This is a genomic window from Chryseobacterium potabilaquae (assembly GCF_902728265.1).
Lineage (GTDB): Bacteria > Bacteroidota > Bacteroidia > Flavobacteriales > Weeksellaceae > Chryseobacterium > Chryseobacterium potabilaquae.
Genome location: NZ_CACVBR010000045.1, coordinates 1 through 23251, shown reverse-complemented (window position 1 = coordinate 23251; position 23251 = coordinate 1). Strand labels below are relative to the sequence as shown.

At 31.8% G+C, this 23251-nt stretch carries 19 protein-coding genes; 7 read left to right on the top strand and 12 right to left on the bottom strand.

What is annotated here, in order from left to right; genetic code table 11:
* Positions 1 to 68: 68 nt before the first annotated feature.
* From CHRY9293_RS16295 to CHRY9293_RS16280, 4 genes are all read left to right on the top strand, one after another.
* Positions 69 to 374 carry a hypothetical protein gene (locus CHRY9293_RS16295; RefSeq protein ID WP_162033956.1) on the top strand — a complete coding sequence of 102 codons (306 nt, stop codon included), beginning with the start codon at positions 69 to 71 and terminating at the stop codon, positions 372 to 374.
* Between the two features lie 228 nt (positions 375 to 602).
* Entirely contained in the window at positions 603 to 1256 is a 654-nt protein-coding gene (locus tag CHRY9293_RS16290) for a hypothetical protein (protein WP_162033955.1), read from the top strand.
* Between the two features lie 296 nt (positions 1257 to 1552).
* Positions 1553 to 2191, top strand: a complete 639-nt coding sequence (locus tag CHRY9293_RS16285; RefSeq protein WP_162033954.1) for a hypothetical protein — start codon at positions 1553 to 1555, stop codon at positions 2189 to 2191.
* Between the two features lie 13 nt (positions 2192 to 2204).
* Positions 2205 to 2546 carry a thiol-disulfide oxidoreductase DCC family protein gene (locus tag CHRY9293_RS16280; RefSeq protein ID WP_162033953.1) on the top strand — a complete coding sequence of 114 codons (342 nt, stop codon included), beginning with the start codon at positions 2205 to 2207 and terminating at the stop codon, positions 2544 to 2546.
* A 149-nt stretch (positions 2547 to 2695) separates the two neighbouring features.
* On the opposite strand, the gene CHRY9293_RS16275 is transcribed toward CHRY9293_RS16280, so the two are convergent.
* From CHRY9293_RS16275 to CHRY9293_RS16260, 4 genes are all read right to left on the bottom strand, one after another.
* Positions 2696 to 3349 carry a rhomboid family intramembrane serine protease gene (locus CHRY9293_RS16275; protein ID WP_162033952.1) on the bottom strand — a complete coding sequence of 218 codons (654 nt, stop codon included), beginning with the start codon at positions 3347 to 3349 and terminating at the stop codon, positions 2696 to 2698.
* Positions 3350 to 3351: 2 nt separating this feature from the next.
* On the bottom strand, positions 3352 to 5934 hold the full coding sequence (locus CHRY9293_RS16270) for a DNA gyrase/topoisomerase IV subunit A (protein WP_162033951.1): 2583 nt from the start codon (positions 5932 to 5934) through the stop codon (positions 3352 to 3354).
* 24 nt (positions 5935 to 5958) lie between these two features.
* The gene (locus CHRY9293_RS16265) at positions 5959 to 6420 is read right to left on the bottom strand and encodes a hypothetical protein (RefSeq protein ID WP_162033950.1); all 462 of its coding nucleotides are present in this window, start codon (positions 6418 to 6420) and stop codon (positions 5959 to 5961) included.
* A 77-nt stretch (positions 6421 to 6497) separates the two neighbouring features.
* The gene (locus tag CHRY9293_RS16260) at positions 6498 to 8384 is read right to left on the bottom strand and encodes a DNA topoisomerase IV subunit B (RefSeq protein ID WP_162033949.1); all 1887 of its coding nucleotides are present in this window, start codon (positions 8382 to 8384) and stop codon (positions 6498 to 6500) included.
* Positions 8385 to 8623: 239 nt separating this feature from the next.
* On the opposite strand from CHRY9293_RS16260, the gene CHRY9293_RS16255 reads away from it, so the two are divergent.
* Positions 8624 to 9772, top strand: a complete 1149-nt coding sequence (locus tag CHRY9293_RS16255) for a methionine aminotransferase (protein ID WP_162033948.1) — start codon at positions 8624 to 8626, stop codon at positions 9770 to 9772.
* 84 nt (positions 9773 to 9856) lie between these two features.
* Here CHRY9293_RS16255 and CHRY9293_RS16250 read toward each other — a convergent pair whose 3' ends face one another.
* From CHRY9293_RS16250 to CHRY9293_RS16220, 7 genes are all read right to left on the bottom strand, one after another.
* On the bottom strand, positions 9857 to 10621 hold the full coding sequence (locus CHRY9293_RS16250; RefSeq protein ID WP_162033947.1) for an SDR family NAD(P)-dependent oxidoreductase: 765 nt from the start codon (positions 10619 to 10621) through the stop codon (positions 9857 to 9859).
* 86 nt (positions 10622 to 10707) lie between these two features.
* Complete coding sequence (locus CHRY9293_RS16245; RefSeq protein WP_122636679.1) at positions 10708 to 11646, bottom strand: helix-turn-helix domain-containing protein; 939 nt, start codon at positions 11644 to 11646, stop codon at positions 10708 to 10710.
* A gap of 310 nt (positions 11647 to 11956) precedes the next feature.
* Positions 11957 to 13048 carry a redox-regulated ATPase YchF gene (gene ychF, locus CHRY9293_RS16240; RefSeq protein ID WP_162033946.1) on the bottom strand — a complete coding sequence of 364 codons (1092 nt, stop codon included), beginning with the start codon at positions 13046 to 13048 and terminating at the stop codon, positions 11957 to 11959.
* A gap of 184 nt (positions 13049 to 13232) precedes the next feature.
* Positions 13233 to 13784, bottom strand: coding sequence for a ferritin (locus tag CHRY9293_RS16235; RefSeq protein ID WP_162033945.1), 552 nt, complete (start codon positions 13782 to 13784; stop codon positions 13233 to 13235).
* Positions 13785 to 14002: 218 nt separating this feature from the next.
* Positions 14003 to 15625, bottom strand: coding sequence for a glycoside hydrolase family 10 protein (locus tag CHRY9293_RS16230; RefSeq protein ID WP_162033944.1), 1623 nt, complete (start codon positions 15623 to 15625; stop codon positions 14003 to 14005).
* A gap of 137 nt (positions 15626 to 15762) precedes the next feature.
* Positions 15763 to 17565: a translational GTPase TypA gene (typA, locus tag CHRY9293_RS16225; RefSeq protein ID WP_162033943.1), complete on the bottom strand. Its 1803-nt coding sequence runs from the start codon at positions 17563 to 17565 to the stop codon at positions 15763 to 15765.
* A gap of 224 nt (positions 17566 to 17789) precedes the next feature.
* Positions 17790 to 18095: a DUF1294 domain-containing protein gene (locus CHRY9293_RS16220; RefSeq protein WP_162033942.1), complete on the bottom strand. Its 306-nt coding sequence runs from the start codon at positions 18093 to 18095 to the stop codon at positions 17790 to 17792.
* Between the two features lie 89 nt (positions 18096 to 18184).
* Here CHRY9293_RS16220 and CHRY9293_RS16215 point away from each other — a divergent pair, with 89 nt between their 5' ends.
* Positions 18185 to 20584, top strand: a complete 2400-nt coding sequence (locus CHRY9293_RS16215; RefSeq protein ID WP_162033941.1) for a hypothetical protein — start codon at positions 18185 to 18187, stop codon at positions 20582 to 20584.
* A gap of 181 nt (positions 20585 to 20765) precedes the next feature.
* On the top strand, positions 20766 to 21155 hold the full coding sequence (locus CHRY9293_RS16210; RefSeq protein ID WP_162033940.1) for a hypothetical protein: 390 nt from the start codon (positions 20766 to 20768) through the stop codon (positions 21153 to 21155).
* A gap of 222 nt (positions 21156 to 21377) precedes the next feature.
* On the opposite strand, the gene CHRY9293_RS16205 is transcribed toward CHRY9293_RS16210, so the two are convergent.
* The coding region (locus CHRY9293_RS16205; RefSeq protein ID WP_162033939.1) for a non-ribosomal peptide synthetase family protein at positions 21378 to 23251 on the bottom strand (1874 nt) is incomplete at its 5' end.

The window sequence follows — 23251 nt, the reverse complement described above, 5'->3', positions numbered from 1 at the left end:
TATTGATCCGGTTTTATAAAACTAATATTCATTTTTTAAAGGATAGCCACCTTATAGCTAAATATATTATGAAGAATTTATTCAAAAAAAATGTAAAAGTAATCGCTGCTACTACATTAGCTGCTGTCGTAACTATTTCTATGAGCTTTACATCTCAAGAAATAGTAGATGTAAAATCTCAAGAAACGACTGCGATAGCAAAAAATCAAGCTAAAGAAATTAAAAAAGGATTCCCTCCAACTGTTGCTGTAGTTTTTGGTCTTGCTGCCCTTACTTGTAAAGCTGCTTTTGGTGGTTATTCAGATAATAACAATGAAATTGCTAACAATAATATTCTCAATGCTGAAATAGCGAAAGTAAGTCAATTCGACTAATATTTTTAGATTTAAATAAAAGAACCAGATCTATAATTAAAATTAGACGATCTGGTTCAATATATTAAAATTCATTAAAAGGTTACCATATGAGCAGATATTTTCAAAAAATGTCTTTTGGTAATTTACTTCTGTCATATCATATACTTTCCGTTACAATTTCGACACTAATGAATTCACCTAAAAAACACATTTCACAGTAAAATTAACCTTTATTCAAGTTATCTCATGAAAAATACTGTAATATATATAACCTGTTTTATTTTTATAACCTATTGGTCTATTACCTTATTTTTTACATTTCCAGAAAATCCCATAAATGTAAAAAACTTAAAAGTCCGTCAATGCTTTGATAATTTTTTTTATCAGCAATGGTCTTTCTTTGCACCTCCCGCCACCTTTAATGATAGGCTTTACTTTTCATATATCTATCATGATCCCATTACCAATAATAAAAAAGTTAGAACATTTGAAGCTTTAGCTACTATTACGAAAGAGAAGAGAGAGAAGGCTCCATTTAATAAGACACAAGATGTATTAGATTATATTATTTCCGGTTCTGTACACGATACACAAAATAATGTTAAGGAAATTTATGATATGATCAATGCACAAGATAAAAGAACAGGAGCAACTACCCCTTCAGATGAAAAAAGCAAAAAAGTAATCGAAGTTATTGAAAAAACAGAAAGCTTTAGCAATTTGCTTAATTATGCCAAAATAATTGCTAAAAACAATAGAATTCCTGAAAATAATACAGAATGCAAAATAACCATTACTAATCTTGCTATTCCAAAATTTGTGAATAAGAATTCTTTAGATAAAAAAGAAGAACAAACTATATTTTCAAGTCACCTCCATCCTTTAAAACTTACAAAATGAAAAATTTAATAACACGTTTGAAACTATCAAATAACAATAGCTTTTATTTAAGCTTTTTCAGAGTTATAATATGTCTATTACTTATTAAACAAGTTTTTCAAATCTTTCCTCTCCTATCATTAGTTTATAAAGGTGATCAATTTTTAGTAGGTCCAAAAACAATAGTAGAATTCGTTAGCTTTAATTCACAATTTCTTAGAGATAATATATATATGTATGCTTATATATATATGTTTTTTATCATATTATATCTATTTGGTCTTGGGAAAAACGTTACTGCGCTTATTGTTTTTATAATGAACGATATTTTGCAAAAACTTTGTCCATATGTACTAAATGGAGGAGACAATTTGTTAAAATTCATTCTATTATATATGGTATTTGCCAATTCTTTCACTTATTTCTGTCTTCATAAGAATAAAGTGAAAAAAGATTCCATATCTAATGTACTATCCAACTTATCTGTGCTATCTATCTGTATCCATTTATGTCTGATATACTTCATTTCAGCTTTACATAAAACCAATGCTACCGTTTGGTTTCACGGAGTAGCAACATACTATACTTTTCAACTGGAAAGATTCTCTGGAACAAGCTTCAATAGTGTATTAGCCCAAAATAGTTATTTTGTCGTTATTTCTACCTATTTCACATTAATTCTGGAACTTTATTATCCTGTTTTAGTGTGGTTCAAAAAACCAAAAACAGTGGTTATCCTTTGTATGATAAGTCTCCATGCCGGAATAGCCGTTTTTATGATGTTATATGATTTTCAGTTTATATTCATTCTAGTACAAGGATTTTTCTATAAAAATAGTTTTTGGCTTCCAAAATATAATGCATTAAAAAACAAAATTTACAATTCTACCTTATTTTCTTTTGTAAAAAATAAAGTAGTAAAATATGAGAATAATCAAATTCCTAATTCATACTAATAAAAAATTAATGATGAAATCTCAACCACTTATTATATATGATTCAAAATGTAAATTTTGCAGCAAATTTGCTAGTTGGTGTACATTAAAAAACAATACTTTCCAAACGATTCCTGTTAGAGATAGAGAAGCAAAAACAAGGTTAAGGGAGGTAGATGTTGTTTTTATTAATCTTAATACGATTTACTTTATCAATGATAAAAAAGTATATACAAAGTCCGAAGCGGTATTCGAAATTATGAAGCTGATCTCTTTCCCATGGAATATTTTTTCATTATTCAGAATACTTCCTCTATCATTAACCAATTATTTTTACGAAGTTTTTGCTAAATATAGGTATCGCATAAAGATATAAACAACCTTATATACCGATATACAATTAAGAAAACAAATTAGATATATATTAAAAAAAATGACTCAGATTATAAACCTGAGTCATTTTGATTATATACCGGGATCTAGTCAATAAAGTGATTCTCCCCTTTTTTCTTGCTAAATTTGTGTTTATCCAATTCTTTTTCTAATGAAAATTTCATAAGAAAGATAAATCAACGGCAGTGCCATTATTCCTATATATAATGCATTTTCCATGGCTCTCTCAGGCTGGATAGCTATTGCATATACGACTCCAAAAAACGCTCCTCCCAAATGTGCTGCATGTCCAATATTATCATGTTGTCTTGGGTTCAGCATCATATATACTGAGTATCCAAAATATAATAATCCGAAAACAAATCCTGGAATCGGAATTGGAATAAAGAAAAAATAGATCCCTATTTTAGGTAACATCGCTATCGCTGAAAATAAAATACCAGAAACCCCGCCACTCGCTCCAATCGCAGAATACCATGGTTGTTTTTGATAAATAAAGAGTGAAAAAGTATTTCCTAATAAAATAGACCCAAAATAAATAATTAAAAAACCGATATTTCCAAATCCTTGTAAAACAATAGGACCAAAGAAATACAATGTAAGCATATTAAATACAAGATGCATAATATCCGCATGTAGAAATCCGGCAGATAATAAACGTATATATTCTTTTCTATTTTGGATTGCTCCTACGTTGAATTTATATTTTTCAAAAATGCTAATGTTATTAAAAGCAATAAAGCTTATAATAGCTGTTGCAATAATTATTAAAATTAAAATATTCATAGTTAAATTTCTGTTTTATCATCTTGAAATAAATCACCGATTATCCCTCCTTCATCATCAATTCCATCCGTTGTATCAAGCTCTTCATATATTTCCGAATCATCTTCAGATAGCTCAGGAATTGTAATATTAATGGCTTTCACTTTAAATTTAGTAAATTGATTTCCAATAGCCTTAATACCTTTTACAGCAATAAAATCATCAATGTATATAGTTTCAGGTTCTCTCTCTTTACCTTTATCCTTTGCAAAAATAATTTCTGCAGTAGCTCCGTTGGCAACTATTACATTTTCAATAAATGATTTTGGATGCTCAGATAGCATAAAAGTCTGAATATTGGTGATATTCTCGAATAAAAATCTCTTTATAAAATACATATCCTTCTCTCCATCGTAATAAATACAAGTGATAGGCTGGTTGGGCTTCCATTTTTCCAAAACAAGATACTCATCATCAAACCGGTTTCCTAAATCAAAAGAAACTAATTTAGCCTCCCCATTGCTATTAATTGTCAAAATTCTATCATCACCCTTAAAATTACCTAGTAAAATACCTCTTCCATCCGCATTTAATCTTCGAACTGTTTCATCAAACCAAATCTTTCGTGGTGCTAAAGTAGATACGCCTTCTTCTTTCATATCCACCTTTTTCACCGAATATTTTGTTACTAAATTCCCCTTTGAATCACGTCCTTTTATAGCCAGGTCTGAGAAGTCTATATCCATTTTATTTTTCCTAATCCTAGGATTAGGCTTCAAAAGTACGGTCACTGTTTCTGCCTCACCATTTGGATTTGCAGAAAAGTAAAGGACTTCTGATCCTTTTTTATCTGATGCTAATGGATAATCCGTATTTCTTGTTACTGCAGTCACTGAAAACCTTTTCATATAATATGGCCCTTCTTTCCCTTCGCGATAAATCATATTATAAACAGTCCTCTTATCATTCTTTTTCCAGACTGCCACATGTAAAATATCTTTGCCAATAAAAGTTTTCGCTTCTACTTTTACCACTTTCATACTTCCATCTTTTCTAAAAGTAATGATATCGTCAATATCAGAACAATCAAAGAGATATTGATCTTTTCTTAAAGAAGTTCCAACGAAACCTTCTTCAAAATTGGCATAAAATTTTTCATTAGCTACAGCTACCTTTGTAGCATCAATAGTATCAAAAACCCTTAGCTCAGTTTTTCTCTGTTTATCTTTTCCGTATTTTTTTTGAATATTCAGATAATAATCAATAGCATACGTCACAAGATTTTCCAAATGGTATTTGACCTGTTCTATTTTACCTTCAAGAGAAGCAATATTTTCTTTAAATTTATCCAAATCAAATCGTGAAATCCTTTTGATCCTGATCTCGGTTAATTTTAAAATATCTTCATTCGTTACAGCTCTCAACAGATGTCCTGTGTGAGGTTTCAGTCCTTCATCAATAGTTTTTAAAACATCTTCCCAAGTTTCAACTTCTTCAATATCATGGTAAATTCTATTTTCAATAAAAATTCTTTCTAATGAAGAAAAATGCCAGTTTTCTTGTAACTCATGAAGTTCAATTTCCAGTTCCTTTTTAAGCAATGAAACAGTATGATCTGTATTCATTTTCAAAATCTCAGAAACATTCAGGAACATGGGTTTATCTCCCACTATCACGCAAGCGTTTGGTGAGATAGTTACCTGGCAATCGGTAAATGCATATAAAGCATCAATAGTCTTATCCGGCGACACATCATTATGAAGATGAATAAGAATTTCAACCGTATCAGAAGTATTATCTTCAATTTTTTTTATTTTGATTTTACCCTTTTCATTAGCTTTCAGGATAGAGTCAATCAAATCACTGGTCGTTTTTGAAAAAGGTAATTCAGAAATAACCAAAGTATGCTTATCAAGTTGCATAATTTTAGCTCTTGCTCTGACTTTTCCTCCCCTGTGGCCGTCATTATATTCAGAAACATCTAAAAAGCCGGCTGTAAGAAAGTCCGGAAATAATTCAAATTTTTTACCTTTTAAATAAGCTACTGAAGCTGTAATTAATTCATTAAAATTATGGGGTAGAATCTTTGTAGAGAGCCCGACTCCAATTCCTTCCACCCCTTGCGCTAATAGCAAAGGAAACTTTACAGGAAGATCTATTGGTTCATTATTTCTTCCATCGTAAGATTTTGCCCATTCCGTAGTCTTAGGATTGAATACAACTTCTAATGCAAATGGGGTTAACCTTGCTTCAATATACCTTGCAGCAGCAGCAGAGTCACCCGTATAGATATTCCCCCAATTTCCTTGGGTATCAATTAAAAGTTCTTTTTGTCCTATTTGTACCATTGCATCGGTAATAGAAGCATCTCCGTGGGGGTGATACTTCATGGTATTCCCAACTATATTGGCTACTTTATTATACCGTCCATCTTCCAGCTCTCGCATGGAATGCATAATTCTTCGTTGAACAGGTTTAAGTCCATCATACACTGACGGAATTGCTCTGTCTAAAATCACGTAGGAAGCATAATCCAAAAACCAGTCTTTATAGAGACCGGATACTTTTTTTAAGCTCTCACTTTCATGCGAGTTTTCTTCTGTCATCTTTATAATTTCGCTCTTTTATTCCTAATTAGATTTTACAACTTTATTTAGAGAAGCTTTTAAATCATTGACTTCTTTTTTTGTGAGAAAAGAGATTTCGTATTTTAGCATGATTGATCCACTATTTTTGCTTGAAATTTTAATATATAATCTTTTTATAAAAAAAATATTTATAATTTCATAGCTTACTAATTTGTATTTAGGAAACTCATCACTTAAGGGCTTGCTCAAAAATGGAATAATATTTCTATTTCTAAAATGCAATGCCTCTCCATCACTATCATACTCAAAAATTTGCCTGCCGCTAAGATAAAATATACCTAAAAATAATATGGGTACAGTGATCAAAAAAATACTTTCCCAACCTAAAATATCAAATTTATATTCTTCAAGAATAAAAGCACCTGCCCCGGCTATTAAAAACATTAATAATAATGTATGAATGAAGTTGTATGCTGAAGCTTTATTTCGATTACTAAGTCTCATAATATGGTTCAATTTTATTTCAAATTTGTACTAAGTTTCTATAATATTTTGGTCTAGTAGTTAAATTATGTTATTAGCTATTCAGCTTTTATTTCATCCAGAATTTCTTTTTTATTAATATCGGGATCCTCTACAACAAGATTTTCAAGAATAAATACCTGTCTATCGGGAGTATTTTTTCCCATATAAAACTCTAAAAGTTGTTCTATGGTCTGATCTTTTCCCATTACCACAGGTTCCAACCGAATATCTTTACCTATAAAGTGTTTAAACTCATCCGGAGAGATCTCTCCTAATCCCTTAAATCGAGTGATTTCAGGATTCTTCCCTAATTCATTTAATGCTTTTATACGTTCTGCTTCGGTATAACAATATCTCGTTTCTTTCCTATTTCTTACCCTAAATAAAGGAGTCTGCAAAATATAAAGATGTCCATTTTTAATAACATCCGGAAAAAATTGTAAGAAAAAAGTAATCATCAAAAGGCGAATATGCATTCCGTCAACATCCGCATCTGTGGAAATAATGACTTGATTATATCTCAAATCTTCCAGACTTTCTTCAATATTTAAGGCTGCTTGAAGCAAATTGAATTCTTCATTTTCGTACACCACTTTTTTCGTTAAGCCGTAGCAATTTAAAGGCTTCCCTTTCAACGAAAAAACCGCTTGGGTTTCTACATCTCTCGATTTTGTAATAGACCCTGATGCCGAGTCTCCCTCGGTAATAAATATTTGAGTCTCTGCTTTTCTTTCTGCCTTTTGATCATTATAGTGTTGTCTACAATCTCGCAGCTTTTTATTATGAAGGGAAACTTTCTTGGCTCTTTCTCTTGCTAATTTCTGAATTCCGGAAAGCTCTTTTCGTTCCCTTTCGGAGATCAAAATTTTCCTTTGAATGGCCTCAGCTATTTCAGGATTTTTGTGTAAGAAGTTATCGAGTTTACTTTTCAGAAAATCAATAATAAAAGTTCTTACAGTAGGACCATTAGGACCCATATCATTTGATCCTAATTTTGTTTTTGTTTGCGATTCGAAAACAGGTTCTTCTACATTAATGGAAATGGCGGCTATTACTGATTTTCTTACGTCAGAAGCATCAAAATTTTTATTAAAAAACTCACGGATAGTTTTTACATATGCTTCACGAAATGCATTTAAATGCGTTCCTCCTTGCGTTGTATTCTGTCCATTTACAAAAGAAAAATAGGTTTCTGTTTGGGATTTATCCGAATGTGTAATACCCAACTCAATATCATTATCTTTAAGATGGATAATCGGGTAAAGAATATCACTTTCTAGCTCTTCTTCTAAAAGATCTCGGAGACCATTTTCAGAGTAGAATGTTTCCCCATTAAAAAGGATCTTTAATCCTGGATTTAAATACGCATAGTTACGCAGCATCCTCTCGATATACTCTTTTCGATATTTGAAATGAAGAAAAATATCAGCATCGGGAATAAAAGAGATTTCTGTTCCATTTCTGTCCGAAGTTTCCTTTTCTTCATGATTTTCTTTGATAAGTCCCCGTGAAAATTCAGCTATTTTCATTTTACCTTCTCGGAAGGATCTTACCCGAAAATAATCAGAAAGAGCGTTGACGGCTTTGGTACCTACTCCATTCAGACCTACTGATTTTTTAAAGGCTTTACTATCATATTTTCCCCCGGTATTCATTTTCGAAACAGCATCAACCACTTTTCCCAGTGGAATACCACGACCATAGTCACGAATAGTTACTTTACCATCGTCTAATTTTATTTCAATTCTTTTACCTGCTTTCATTCTAAACTCGTCGATTGAGTTATCTAGAATTTCTTTAAGCAAGATGTAAATACCATCATCAGCAGAGGATCCATCACCTAACTTCCCGATATACATACCGGGACGTAAACGAATATGCTCCTGCCAGTCGAGGGTTCTAATATTATCTTCGGAATAGATTGGGTTTATTTCTTGTGACATATAAATTTCAGCAAACACACAAAAGTACAAAATTGAACAAAATTATCCGAATTTTAAGATCTATTTTTATATTTTCAATCTATAATTTATTTGATCGCTGTTATGGAGAGTGAATATTTAAAATTATATAAAATAATTAAACAACGCTAAAATATTCATAAAATAACGATTCCTTCTTTTGTGAACTCTCATTTTTGTAAATAAATTATTAAATTCGACATTAGTAAAAATGTGTTTTAATGATACAACTTCCTTTGTCAAAACTTTCCAATGTAGGAACAACAATTTTCAGTCAAATGACACAATTGTCTAATGAAAATGAAGCTATTAATCTCTCTCAAGGTTTTCCTGATTTTATGCCAGATTCAGAACTTTTAGATTATGTAGATCTTTTTATAAAAAAAGGATTCAATCAATACGCCCCCATGGGTGGAATGATCAATCTAAAAGAACAAATTGCCCAAAAAATTGAAAACACTCACCAATTCAATTATCATCCGGATTCTGAAATTACCATTACGGCAGGGGGAACACAAGCCATTTTTACCACAATTGCTACATTCATTAAAAAAGATGATGAAGTTATTATTTTTGAACCGGCCTATGATTGTTATGAGCCTACTGTTGAACTTTTTGGAGGTATTGTAAAACGTTTTGAAATGACGGCTCCAGACTATGAAATCAATTGGAAAACTGTAAAAGAGTTAGTCAATGACAACACAAAAATGATTATTCTCAATAACCCTAATAATCCTTCTGGAAAGATTTTAAAAGATAAAGACATTCAAGAGTTAATTTCTATTGTAAAAGGGACATCAATTTTAATTTTAAGTGATGAAGTCTATGAAAATATAGTATATGATAACAAGCAACATTTAAGCATTTGCAGATACCCTGAATTAGCAAAAAGAAGTCTCTTAGTAGCTTCTTTTGGTAAATTATTCCATGTTACAGGATGGAAAGTAGGATATTGCGCAGCGCCTAAAAACCTAACTGATGAATTCCGAAAAGTACATCAGTTTAATGTATTTTCAGTAAATACCCCCATTCAACTCGCTTTAGCGGAATATATGAAAAATGAACATCATTATCAACAACTCAATCAGTTCTTTCAAGAAAAAAGAGATTTTTTAAGAGAGGGACTTTCTAGCACATCTTTTGAGTTATTAGATTGTGAAGGGACTTATTTTCAAGCATTAAAATACAATAAAATTTCCGATAAAAATGATCTTGACTTTGCTCGTGAACTCACCATTCAACACAAAGTTGCCAGTGTTCCTTTTTCTTCATTTTATAAAAATAAACGTAATGAACATGTTATCCGACTCTGTTTTGCAAAAAAAAGAGAAACTCTGGAAAGAGCTATTGAAAATTTATCCAAGTTCTAAATACTCGATATTATTGATGAGCATTAAATATTATTATTTGTAACAAAAAAGATAGCTTAAGTCGCTATCTTTTTTGTTATATTTTTATAAAAACATCCCTCCCGAAACTTCAATTCTTTGTCCATTAATCCAACGGGCTTCTTCCGTACACAAAAAAGCCACTACCCCACCAATATCATCCGGAAGTCCTGCTCTTCCTAACGCTGTAGCACCAGCAATAGTTGCATTTACATTTTTATCATCTCTTGTTCTTCCTCCTCCGAAATCTGTTTCAATAGCTCCGGGAGCAACAACATTCACTTTAATTTTTCTTGATCCTAACTCTTTTGCCATGTATTTTGTGAGCATTTCAACACCTGCTTTGATAGATCCATACACCGAGGATCCAGGTAATGCAAACCTTGCCAACCCGGAAGAAATATTAATAATACCTCCTCCCTCATTGATCAATGGTAAAAATGTTTGAGTTAAGAAAAATACTCCTTTAAAATGAATATCCACCATATCATCCAATTGTTCTTCCGTAACCTCTAAAAGTGGAGAATATAGTGCTGTTCCTGCATTATTGATTAAATAGTCAAGATTTCTTTTTCCTGTGTTTTCTTCAAGATAATCACCCACATTTTTTGCAAAAGAATTAAAGCTTTTTATATCTTTTGTATCCAAATGATAGGCAATCGCATTTCTTCCTAATGCTTTTATTTCATTTACTACCGATTCTGCCTCTTCTTTATTGCTTTTATAAGTGATAATTACATCAAGGCCTTTTTGAGCTATTTTATGTGCCATATTTTTCCCTAATCCACGACTCCCTCCTGTAATTAATGCAATTTTTGTTTTTGTTTCCATTTTGATTGTCTTTTGATATCACAAAGTTCCTTCATTTTAACACACAAGTAGTTGCTTTAATCAAACTAAAATTTGCAAAATTCAAATCAGGACCGAAATTCTACGGGGGCTAATGAGGTTTTCTTTTTAAAGAAGTTTGAAAAATGAGCAATTTCTTCAAATCCCAAAGCGTAAGAAATTTCTGAGATATTCCAATTGGTTTGTTTTAGTAATATTTTAGATTCTTGAATAACTCTATCAGCAATAATTTCTGTTGTTGTCTTTCCTATATTTTCTTTCAGTTTCTTATTCAAGTAGTTAACATGAACAGCCAATCGGTCTGCATAATCTTTTGCGGTTTTCAGTTGTAACCTCTGATCCAACGCTTCTATAGGAAATTGCCTTTCTAATAATTCAATAAACAATGATACGACTCGTAACGATGAATCATTTGAAGCAGATAATTTTGTAGCTGGTTGCAATTTTTGGCCGTAATGAATCAGCTCCAAAACATAATTTCTTATAAGATCATATTTAAAGATATAATCGGAAATAATTTCAGTTTTGATCTTTTTAAAAATATCTTCTATCTCATCAGCCATTTCATCTTCTATTTCAAATATTGGAATATTACCTGGTTGAAAAATGGGTAAATCTTCAATTGTATTATAGGATTTTCCTTTCATAAAAAAGTCCTCCGTAAATACACAAAAACTTCCTGATTGGTTAAGATCTTCCGGAACCCAATGATAGGGAACCTTAGGAGTCGCAAACAGCAAAGCGTTTTTTTGTATGGATATCACCTTATCTGCATATTCTGCTCTATTTTTACCTCTAATCAAACTAATTTTATAATATTTCCTTCTATTATAGGGCATTTCGGATGTGGACTTTGCTTTTTCGATAGTTTGTGCAATATCAAAAACATTAAAATGTCCAATATCTTTATGAAGACCTTTTGGAAAAATACTTTCAAGATCTTTTCCTAGCTTAGCCGTGATTTCTTTGTAAAAATCATCTAGAGAGGTATGTGGAATTTTTTCCATGGCTAACAATTTGTAAAATTCAAATATACAAGTTATTTATGCTCATATCGCATTCATTTTTTATTTTCATTAAATTTATCTCACAATAGTGATATATTTGAAATAATTTAATATTTTTGTCATTAAGTCTTGAATAGGTGATTACATTCATTAATAAATCTATCTAAATCCAATGAACATTTAGGAATCATCCTTCTGTTAAATATTTTCAAAATATCGGCTTATATAACATAAGCCGAATTTTTATATGCAAAAAGCACTCCCAATATATTGAAGAGTGCTTTTTAATTATAACTAACTTTAATATTTCTTATACGTTGAATCTGAAATGCATGATATCCCCATCTTGCACAACATATTCTTTACCTTCCACGGAAAGCTTTCCTGCTTCTTTTACTTTACCTTCTGAGCCAAAATTCACATAATCATTATATTTAATAACTTCAGCACGAATAAAGCCTTTCTCGAAATCGGTATGAATAACACCTGCTGCTTGGGGAGCTGTCCATCCTTTTCCAATTGTCCAGGCTCTAACTTCTTTAACTCCTGCAGTAAAATAAGTTTGAAGTTTTAATAAATCATATGCTTTTCTAATCAAACGATTAACACCTGGCTCTTCAAGTCCTAACTCTTCAAGGAAGATTTGCCTTTCTTCAAAAGTGTCCAATTCATTGATATCAGCTTCAATTTGAGCCGCTAATACCACAACTTCAGCTCCTTCATTTTTAGCCATTTCCTCAATTTTCCCAATCCATTCATTTCCATTTTTAATTGAATTTTCATCCACATTACAAACATATAGAACTGGTTTATTTGTTAACAATTGAACCTCACTGATAATAGATTTTGTAACCTCATCCATTGCAAATTCTCTTGCATTTTTTCCATCTTCTAAGAACTTCTGAAGATTTTGTAGCGTTTCATACGTTAAAATATCTTCTTTTTTTCCGGATTTAATGAATTTTTTAGCTTTTTCAACCGCTTTACTTACTGTTTCAAGATCTTTAAGCTGAAGTTCAATATCAATAATTTCTTTATCCCTTAATGGATCAACAGAACCTTCAACATGAACAATGTTTCCATTATCAAAACATCTTAAAACGTGTATAATTGCTTCACATTCCCTAATATTTGCTAAGAATTGATTTCCTAAACCTTCTCCTTTGCTCGCTCCTTTTACAAGACCTGCGATGTCTACAATCTCAACAACTGCAGGCAAAACTCTTTCTGGTTTTACTAATTTCTCCAATTCAAATAACCTATGATCCGGCACTGAAACAGTTCCCAAATTAGGTTCTATAGTACAGAAAGGATAATTTGCTGATTGAGCTTTGGCATTGCTTAAACAGTTAAAAAGAGTTGATTTACCTACATTTGGCAAGCCTACAATTCCACATTTCATAATGTTTGATTCAAAGTTTAATGTTTGGTTAAATTCAAAGATTTATTTATAGATTCAAATTTTCATGCTTGAAATATAAACCTTGAATTATGAGCTTGCAAAGATAGTAATTTTAAAAAGAGTTTCATAATAAAAAAAATCCGCTAAAAGAATTAACGAATTTTTATGATAAAAATCTTCCAATTTATGGATTATATCCTGTAGCTTCTTGGGCTAAAGGTACTTCATTAGGTGCTTCTGATAATGTCTTATCTAAAGTAAATAAAGATTCATCAGTTGCACGGTCTCCTCCCGCAATTTTTAATTTATCAATTAAATTCTGAGCAAGAGTTTCTTCTTCAATCTGTTCTTGTACGAACCATTGCATAAAATTCCAAGTAGCCCAATCTTTTTCCTCTAATGATAAATCAACAATTTTGTAAATGGCTGTCGTATTATCTACTTCATGTTTAAAAACACCATCAAAACAATCTGTTAAGGACTCAGGATCATTGGGAGGTGCGGGAATGGCTTCCACCTTTGGCTTCCCTCCTCTATTAAGAATATATTCCATGAACTTAATCGAATGATTTCTTTCTTCTTGCGCATGTCTATATAGAAAATTGGCAATTCCTTGATATCCTTTATCATCGGCCCAGATTCCATAGGACAAAAAAATATGAGACGCGTGAATTTCTTTGTTCATTTGATTACTAAGCGCTTTTTCCATAATCATGGAAAGTCTATTCGTATTCATAATTAATATTTTTGGTGATTATGAGTTAATGATGCAAAAATGATTCCGATACATTAAAAATATAAATCAAAATCCCACAACAACAATCAAACATAACTAAAAATCAATATCTTAAATGAATAATTTATATTAATTATAAAATAAAACCAGTTCGTATTAAACCGGTTTTTATCTATTTCCAAACAAAAAATAGGATGCTAGAACCTTTTATTTACATCTTATTTTATCTTCTTCGCCATATAATCACTTTCGTTTCCGAGCCTATCAATTGCTTTAATTGCTACAGCATTTAGCGTTTTACCCTCTTTAAATTTGGGAATTTCACGAGAAAGATTATCCAAGGTTACTATTTCAGTCTCCCATACTCCATTATATTGTTTAAAAAGAACCCACTGAAAAACATCTTTACTGTTTTTGATACTCCAACTTGCCTGAATAAAACTTTTATTGTCGGCTATAAATAATGTAGGCATTTCTAAAGGTTCATTTTTAATCCATGGTGTTTTAGGCATCAGTGCTTTTTCTTTATAAGGTCCATTTTTTAGAATGGGAAGCATTGCTTCGCTCTTTGTTAAGCCCGCAATACTCCAATGAATTTCCCCCACATCATTTCCTAAAATTTGCCTGGACATTTCTATCTGATTTTTAATCTCTGCCGGACGATCAGCCACTTTGATATCAACCGTATTTAATCCCGGCCATAAATGACGATTCATTATATTTTCGGATTTCCACCAGTTTAATAATGCTCCAAAACTTTGTCCTTTCGAGTCAATAGGCCAATATAATTGTGGTGAAAAATAATCAACCCACCCTTTATTCAACCATAGTTTGGCATCAGCATATAATTCATCGTATTGAGAAGAGCCTACAATTCCTTCCGGGTATCCCGGTTTCCAAATCCCAAAAGGGCTTATCCCAAATTTCACATAGTTTTTTTCTGCATGGATCTCTTTATAGATACGCTCTACAAATTTATTGACATTATCCCTTCTCCAATCTGCCCTGGATAGATTCCCTCCATTTCTTAGATATTCATTCCAAGATATATCATCTGGAAAATCTCTCCCTTTATTATAGGTCGCATAAGGATAGAAATAATCATCAAAGTGTACAGCATCAATATCGTATCTTTTAACAATATCTTTCACTATATTAGATACGTGTCCTTGTGTTTTTGGATTAGCGGGATCAAACCAATACATCCCATTTTTTAATCTGACAACTATATCGGAAAGCTTATTAACCATAGATAAACTACTTACAGTACCTCCATTCGTATGATGGGCTCTATAAGGATTCAGCCAAACATGAAGTTCTAATCCTCTTTTGTGAGATTCATCAATCCAGAATTGCAAAGGATCATAATTTGGGTAGGGAGCTCTACCCGTTTCCCCGGTTAAAAAATAGGACCATGGCTCAATATTACTAGTATATAATGCGTCTGCTGAAGGTCTTACCTGAAAAATCACTGCATTAAAATTATTCTCTTTCAACATATCCAGCATATTGATAGCTTCCGCCTTTTGTTGATCAACTGTTAAATCATTTCTTGAAGGCCAATTGATATTAGCAACACTAGCAATCCAAGCACCCCGAAATTCTCTTTTAATTTCAGGCAGGTTAGTTCTGAAAGTTTCCTCCACTTGATTCGTTGTAACCGGCTTTGTAATAAGAGCTGGTTCTTTGGGTTTAGATGTATTGTTAGATTTTACCTGACCTTTTGCAGGAGCCGGAGTTGATTTTGTTGATTTTACTGTATTATGCTGAACAGAGCAAGAGGTCATATATGCTGCCATAATACCTGATAAAAATACCAATCTTAATTTATTGATTTTCATAACCTAAAACAATCTCAAATAGATATTAAAATGTAAATATAATCCTGAAAAATAAACATTTTCTATCTTTTTTCATCAAAATAGCCTCGAAAAATTCGAGGCTATTTTATAACTTATTTTAAGTCAGAAATTTATTCTTATTTTGCTGTTCTTTCAGCACGTTTTCTATCTTCCTCAGAAAGTAGTTTTTTTCTCATTCTGATGAAATTCGGAGTCACCTCGATAGCTTCATCGCCTTGGATATATTCCATACATTCCTCAAGAGAGAATAAGATTTTTGGAGCTACTCCCGTATCTTTATCTTTACCAGAAGCTCTCATATTATTCAATTGTTTTGCTTCTACAATATTTACTACTAGATCTCCTGGTTTGTTTTGTTCACCGATAATCATACCTGCATATATTTCCTCTCCTGGATCTACAAAGAATTTACCTCTATCCTGTAATTTAGCGATAGAATATTCTGTAGCAGGACCTTGAGTTTTACTGATTAAAACACCATTGCTTCTTCCAGGAATTTGCCCTTTGAATGCTTTATATTCTGAAAATCTATGAGCCATAATTGCTTCACCTGCAGTTGCTGTTAACATCTGAGAACGAAGCCCAATTAATCCTCTTGAAGGGATATCAAATTCCATATGTTGCATTTCACCTTTCGTTTCCATGATCAACAAATCTCCTTTTCTTTGTGTAGCTAGATCAATTACTCTTGATGCAAACTCATCCGGAACATCAACCACCATTGTTTCATATGGTTCACATTTTTCACCATCAATTTCCCTAAGAATAACCTGTGGTTGACCGATTGTCATTTCATATCCTTCTCTTCTCATGGTTTCGATCAAAACGGATAAGTGAAGGATACCTCTACCAAAGACAAGAAAGGTATTTGCATCATCAGTCTGCTGAACTCTTAAAGCAAGATTTTTTTCTAATTCTTTTTCTAATCTATCTTTCAAATGATTAGAAGTAACATATTTACCATCTTTTCCGAAAAATGGAGAGTTATTGATAGAGAACGTCATATTCAACGTAGGCTCATCAATTGCCAATCTTTCTAATGGTTCTGGATTTTCAAGGTCCACAAAAGTATCTCCAATTTGGAAAGCATCAAATCCAACGACTGCACAAATATCACCAGCTTGGACTTCTGTTACTTTTTTCTTTCCTAATCCTTCAAAAATATATAATTCTTTTACTTTTCCTTTTACAATTTTGTCTCCTTCCTGAGCAAGGCCAATCCACTGACTTTCTTTCAAAGAACCTCTTATCACTTTTCCGATCGCGATTCTTCCTAGGAAAGATGAGTAATCTAAAGAAGTTACTTGCATTTGAAGGTTTCCTTCTTCTACTTTTGGAGCGGGAACATGTTGCAGAACTCCGTCAAGAATTGGTAAAATATTATCTGTTGGTTCTAATGTCGTATTAAACCATCCTTGTTTTGAAGATCCATAATAAGTAGGAAAATCTAGCTGCTCTTCTGTTGCATCTAACGCAAAGAAAAGATCAAAAACTTTATCATGAACTTCATCAGGACGGCAGTTTTCTTTATCTACTTTATTAATAACAACGATTGGTTTTAATCCTAGTTGTAATGCCTTATGCAAAACGAAACGAGTTTGTGGCATTGGTCCTTCAAAAGCATCAACCAATAATAAAACACCATCTGCCATTTTCAAAACCCTTTCTACTTCTCCACCAAAATCGGCGTGACCCGGTGTATCAATTACGTTAATTTTAGTGTCTTTATAAGTAACAGAAATATTTTTGGATAAAATCGTGATTCCTCTTTCTCTTTCAAGGTCGTTATTATCCATAATTAACTCTCCACTTTCCTGATTTTCTCTGAAAATATTGGTAGCGTGAATGATTTTGTCAACCAAAGTCGTTTTCCCATGGTCAACGTGTGCGATAATCGCAATATTTCTAATGTTTTGCATTATAAGATTTTTACGGGTGCAAAAATAGTGATTTTTAATCAAATATTTATTAGAAGTTTGATTAATTAATAAATTCATAATGAGTAAATTATAACATCAACTCATTCTAACTCCCTAAAACCCACCTTTCAAATTAATAAATTAAGAAGCTAAACTCCTTATTTCATTTTCATTATTCTGGTTTTTGTTTTTTTAAGAATAACCCCTTATACATGAAGATCAATTCAATTTCTAAATAGTATTGAAATATTTTTCACAGAAAAAAGACCTAATCTATACAAACCATACAAGATCATTACTTGCAATAAAATGACTAAAATTATCTTCAAAATAAAAGATAGTTTAGCAACTTTATGTCTGAAAATCAACATTCCTAATAAAGCACCTATGGTTCCTCCAAAAAAAGTTATTGTCAGCAAAAAAGATTCAGAAATCCTTCTTTGATGTCGAATAGAGCGGTATTTATCTAGACCAAAAACCCCTAAACTTAGTCCGTTAAATACAACAAAAATACAGATACTTAGCATCATTTATAACATACAATAAATTCAAATTTATGAATAACAAGGTAAAATACGTAATTTTAACCATTAAAAACATTAATTTATAAAAACTATACATGCCAAAAAAACTTTTATTATTTGCTGCTTTAAGTACTTCTCCTTACTTTATTGCACAAGACAAAGCTGAATCTGCTTTGAAAACATTTGCAGAAAAGTTTCCACAAGAAAAAATACATATCGTACTTGATAAAAAAAATTATCTCGCAGGAGATAATCTATGGTTTAAGTCTTTTGTTTTTGATGGATATTCTCCTTCTCAAATCTCCACGAGCCTTTTTGTTGAATTATATGATAGTAATAAAAAACAAATAGATAAAAAACTAATTCCATTACTTAATGGAGAAGGAAGTGGTAGTTTTACTCTTTCTGAAAACTTAAAAGAAGATGTATACTATATGAGGGCGTATACTGCGTGGATGACTAATTTCAATGAAGACTTTCAATCCATTCAACCTATTGAAATTTATAATCCTTCTTCTCCTGAGAAATTAACAAAGGATACTATTTCTTCTTGGTCTGCTTCATTATATCCTGAAAGTGGAACTTTCATAGAAGGAATTAACACCAAATTTGCTGTAAGAATCAAATCCAAAGGGAGTTATCCTACCAATTGGGGTGGCTATATTATTGAGACAGAGAAACCCAATAATAAACTTGTCACTTTTAAAGGATTGGATGAAAACACGGGATTATTTAAATTTACTCCTCAATCCGGCAAAAAATACCAGCTTATTGTAGAAGATGACAAAGGAAAAAAACAAAATATTGACCTCCCTTCTTCCTCTTCTTCAGGCATACATCTACAAGTGGTAAGTAAAGCAGAAGCTATTACTTTTACTTTAAAATCAAAAAACATACAAGAAGCTCAAAGCTATAAAATTCTTGGAACTATCAATAATCAGCTCGTATATAAAGCACGGATATCATCATCAGATCAAAATTATTCTATTCCTACAGAAAAATTAGTTAATGGAATTTTACAACTAACTGTGTTTGATGAGAAAGAGAATGTAATTGCCCAGAGACTTTGTTTCGTACAACCTGAACTTTTGAAAATAAAGAAACCAAGCTTACAATCTTTATCTTTGAGTGAATCTTCACGATCTTCCAACTCTTTTACTATAAAAGGGACCGAAGAATCTAGTTATACAGTTTTGGTTCTCGATGGTAAGAGTGAAAGCTCTGAGGATGAAAATAGTCTTTTAAGTTCTGTATGGCTTACTGGTGATATTCATTCAGAAATATATTCTCCCGCTCAATATTTTAAAAAAGGAAGTAATCCTGATGCGTTAGATGCCCTATTACTTTCTGAAAAATGGACTCGATTTGACTGGAAACTGCTCTTATCCGGCAATTATCCTACGATAAAATATAAGCCTGAGCCTTATATTTCTTATAAAGGAAAGGTATCAATACAGGGAAAGCCAGCTGCTAATACAGATTTAAATCTTGTGTTTGAAATGCCTAACCATGGAACTAAATTTTATCAAGTAAAAACAGATACGAATGGTTTTTTCAACCTCAATGGTTTAGTATTTGAAGACTCTATAAAATTTTCATACCAATTAAATGAGGAAAAAAAAGTTCCAAAAGAGCAAGTTCAAGTTTTTCTTCAGCCCAATTATTCCTTTATCTCATATTTAGGGAACTTACCTTCAAGCCACTTTAATTTATCAAAACGGTTAGAAAAAGATCAATTACCTGTAGAAATTACACGATATGTTACTACTAAAAGTATTTCAAAAATTATTAATGAAAAAATAACAAATATTGAAGAGGTTAAAATCAAGGGACAAAAGAAAAATTTGACAAAAAAACTCAACGCACAACTTAGTGGTCCTTTATTTAAAAGCGGCAATGAGTCTGTATTTGATTTTGTGAATGATAATAATGGAGCACAATCCTATACGAACATACTACAATGGCTACAAGGGAGAGTTGCCGGATTATCCATCACATTAGAACAAGGGACTTACATTCCTCGTTTTAGATCCAATCCTATTGGAATTTATTTGGATGAAATGCCAGTGGATGCATCCAGTATTTCATCAATTCCAGTATCGGATATTGCTATGGTAAAAGTAATTAAAGGGTATTTTGCTGGAGGTTTTGCAGGGAATACCAACGGCGCTATTGCTATATATACCCGTCGTGGAGGAAGTACAGGCTCAATTTCCGATCCCATACAATCAACACAATTAAAACAAATAACCATAACAGGATATGATAAAGAAACTCCTTTCCCTAACCCTGATTATAGTAATGACAGTTTTAAAAATATTTCACAAGACGTTCGCTCAGTTCTTTATTGGAATCCCTATATTGAACAACAATCCAACGAATCTACAACAGTACAGTTCTATAATAATGATGATGCCAAAAATTACAAAATAATTATCATGGGGTTTGATAGAAACAATGATCTTCCTATCTATTACAATGAAATTATGAAATAAAAAAATATAACTATAACATGTCCGTTTTTTGATCATAAAAATTTAAATAGCAAAAAAATATTTATCGTATTAAATTTCAATATTTTAAATATTCTATTAAAAACAAAATTTCTATATCATAGAAAGCATAATTAATTTTCGGCAAACCTTTTGATTAATACTGATATAAAAATATGAAAGTATGAAAATAGTAATGATCATTATAGCTTTAGCGTTCTCTCAAAGTGCATTCGCCCAATCAGAGTGGACACATATTGATTCTTCATCCAATGTCGATTATTATATTAAAGATGTTAAAAAAATAGAAGGTTCAGCAAATATGTATAGCTTTTCTGTAAAAACAATTACTCCTCCCAGAAAAACTAGAAACAGACTAGGTGCTTGGATATACAAATCCGGTAAAACTTCTGTGGATAATTGGGAAATAAATTGTGATAAAAAAGAGTATCGAATGACTGCTAATGTAAGTAAAAATAAAGCTAAGTCTAACAACAAGTTTTCAGAATGGACAGATATATCTCCTGATTCTGATATGGAACCATTATTTGATGCTGTCTGTAATAAAAAATAACTATAGTTAATACCATTAATAAAAGAACCTCTGCATTAGCAGAGGTTCTTTTATTAATGGTAGTGTCTCACTAACTTCATATTATAATAATTGTTTATCAACAAGTATTTTATTTTAAAAAGTAAGGCTCAGATTATAAATCCAAGCCATAACTTTTAACAGACATACGTTAAATGGAATTTAATTATACGTTTTTTGTTTACATGGTATTCCAAAACAATACTATTCATTATTTGAGTGATCCCTAATAATATTTATAATAGATTGTTCCTCTTTTAACATCGTCTTATGTGATGAATTAACAGGATATACCTTCAATATACTTACGTCTTCAACTACTTTCTCTACATTATTATAAGCTAATTGCTTCACATACTCCTCAATCAATTGATTTTCATCACCATCTTTAAGCATAGCTTTTAATAACACAGTCTTTGTATATCTTAATTGAGTAGAAATATTCTGCTCACCGAGCATAAATTCTGCTCTCAATACATTTTTAGGAGGTATAAAATCCTCACTATCTATAGGAATATCAAATCGTTGGCTGAGGTCCTCATCAGATATACATGACATATTCAATTTCATCAATTCGGAATCTGAATATTTGAGAATCGTATCCAACAGATAAACGGTAATATTTTTATAACCTCTAGTTTCTAACTCAGAAGCAATCTCCAAAGCAATTTGTCCTCCTAAAGACCATCCCAATAAAATATACTCTTCCTGATGACTCTCCTTTTGTATCTCATCAATATGATTAAGATAATACATAGCCAAATGATTAAGGTTATCTATTTTTTCCTCATGATATAAATTATAATAATCTACTCCGTAACAATGGTAATCTCCATCTAATTGATCAGCAAGTGATTGGTATACTTCACTACCTCCACCTCCAGGGTGAACCATAAACATATTAAGTTTAGTATTTGCATTATTAAGAGAAACAAGCGGTTTGTATTCCGGTTTAGATTTGTTGATAATTGAGGACAATAATCTAATGGTTTTTCCTTGGAAAATATCAGACACTTTTATTCGAATTCCTAACTCATGCTGAATCTTATTAATCAACCTAATCGCCATAATACTATTACCTCCCAAACGGAAGAAATCATCATGGATACCGATACTTTCTACAGGTAAACCTAAAACCTCGCCATAGATCTCTGCTAATTCTTTTTCAAGAGGCGTTGTTGGAGCAATATACTCCTTATCTCCTGTGAAGTTAGGTTCTGGTAAAGCCTTGCGATCTAACTTTCCATTAATCGTAAGAGGAAGTTCTTCTAAATGAACATACACAGAAGGAACCATATATTCCGGAAGAAGAGCAGATAAATGCATAGATAAGTCTTCATGATTAACTGAAGCATCCGATACATAATAACCTACTAAGTATTTTAATCCTGAGCTATTCTCCTTCGCCAACACTACTGCTTGACAAATCCCTTCATAACTCAACAAAGCGCTTTCTATCTCTCCTAACTCTATCCTATACCCTCTGATTTTAACCTGGAAGTCATTTCTGCCTATATACTCTATATCCCCACCAGCAAGATAGCGTACTAAATCTCCTGTCTTATATATACGTCCATTATAATCTATCTCCTTCTCCTCTTCACTCTGAAAAGGATTTACTAGAAAACACTCCTCTGTAAGTTCTGGAAGATTCAAATACCCTCTTGATATTCCCGAACCTCCTATATACAACTCTCCTACAGCTCCCACTGGTACTGGACGTAAATATCCATCTAATACATAAGTTGTAGTATTGGCTATAGGACGCCCTATCAAATGTACTTCGCCTTCTTTTATTTCTCTATATGTAGCATAAATCGTAGATTCAGTAGGACCATATAAGTTATATAGTTTCTTCTGTTCTCCCCAATATCTTCCCGTTTCTTCATCACAGGGCTCACCCGCATACAGAATAGCCTTTAAGCTCGGATAAACCTTACGAGGTAATACCGATAATAAGGCAGGAGGAAGATAAACATGGCTAATTTCATGATCTAAAAGATAATCACTGATCAAATTTGAATCCTTCTTTATATCTTCAGATAATAAATGTAATTCATTACCATACAATAAAGAAC

Coding starts and splice junctions, on each gene's coding strand:
- CHRY9293_RS16235 (WP_162033945.1), bottom strand. CDS start 13,784: ATGAATACGAATAGACTTTCCATGATTATGGAAAAAGCGCTTAGTAAT.
- CHRY9293_RS16260 (WP_162033949.1), bottom strand. CDS start 8,384: ATGTCACAAGAAATAAACCCAATCTATTCCGAAGATAATATTAGAACC.
- CHRY9293_RS16290 (WP_162033955.1), top strand. CDS start 603: ATGAAAAATACTGTAATATATATAACCTGTTTTATTTTTATAACCTAT.
- CHRY9293_RS16275 (WP_162033952.1), bottom strand. CDS start 3,349: ATGAATATTTTAATTTTAATAATTATTGCAACAGCTATTATAAGCTTT.
- ychF (WP_162033946.1), bottom strand. CDS start 13,048: ATGAAATGTGGAATTGTAGGCTTGCCAAATGTAGGTAAATCAACTCTT.
- CHRY9293_RS16210 (WP_162033940.1), top strand. CDS start 20,766: ATGAAAATAGTAATGATCATTATAGCTTTAGCGTTCTCTCAAAGTGCA.
- CHRY9293_RS16265 (WP_162033950.1), bottom strand. CDS start 6,420: ATGAGACTTAGTAATCGAAATAAAGCTTCAGCATACAACTTCATTCAT.
- CHRY9293_RS16220 (WP_162033942.1), bottom strand. CDS start 18,095: ATGATGCTAAGTATCTGTATTTTTGTTGTATTTAACGGACTAAGTTTA.
- CHRY9293_RS16280 (WP_162033953.1), top strand. CDS start 2,205: ATGAAATCTCAACCACTTATTATATATGATTCAAAATGTAAATTTTGC.
- CHRY9293_RS16250 (WP_162033947.1), bottom strand. CDS start 10,621: ATGGAAACAAAAACAAAAATTGCATTAATTACAGGAGGGAGTCGTGGA.
- CHRY9293_RS16230 (WP_162033944.1), bottom strand. CDS start 15,625: ATGAAAATCAATAAATTAAGATTGGTATTTTTATCAGGTATTATGGCA.
- CHRY9293_RS16255 (WP_162033948.1), top strand. CDS start 8,624: ATGATACAACTTCCTTTGTCAAAACTTTCCAATGTAGGAACAACAATT.
- CHRY9293_RS16285 (WP_162033954.1), top strand. CDS start 1,553: ATGAACGATATTTTGCAAAAACTTTGTCCATATGTACTAAATGGAGGA.
- CHRY9293_RS16270 (WP_162033951.1), bottom strand. CDS start 5,934: ATGACAGAAGAAAACTCGCATGAAAGTGAGAGCTTAAAAAAAGTATCC.
- CHRY9293_RS16245 (WP_122636679.1), bottom strand. CDS start 11,646: ATGGAAAAAATTCCACATACCTCTCTAGATGATTTTTACAAAGAAATC.
- CHRY9293_RS16215 (WP_162033941.1), top strand. CDS start 18,185: ATGCCAAAAAAACTTTTATTATTTGCTGCTTTAAGTACTTCTCCTTAC.
- typA (WP_162033943.1), bottom strand. CDS start 17,565: ATGCAAAACATTAGAAATATTGCGATTATCGCACACGTTGACCATGGG.
- CHRY9293_RS16295 (WP_162033956.1), top strand. CDS start 69: ATGAAGAATTTATTCAAAAAAAATGTAAAAGTAATCGCTGCTACTACA.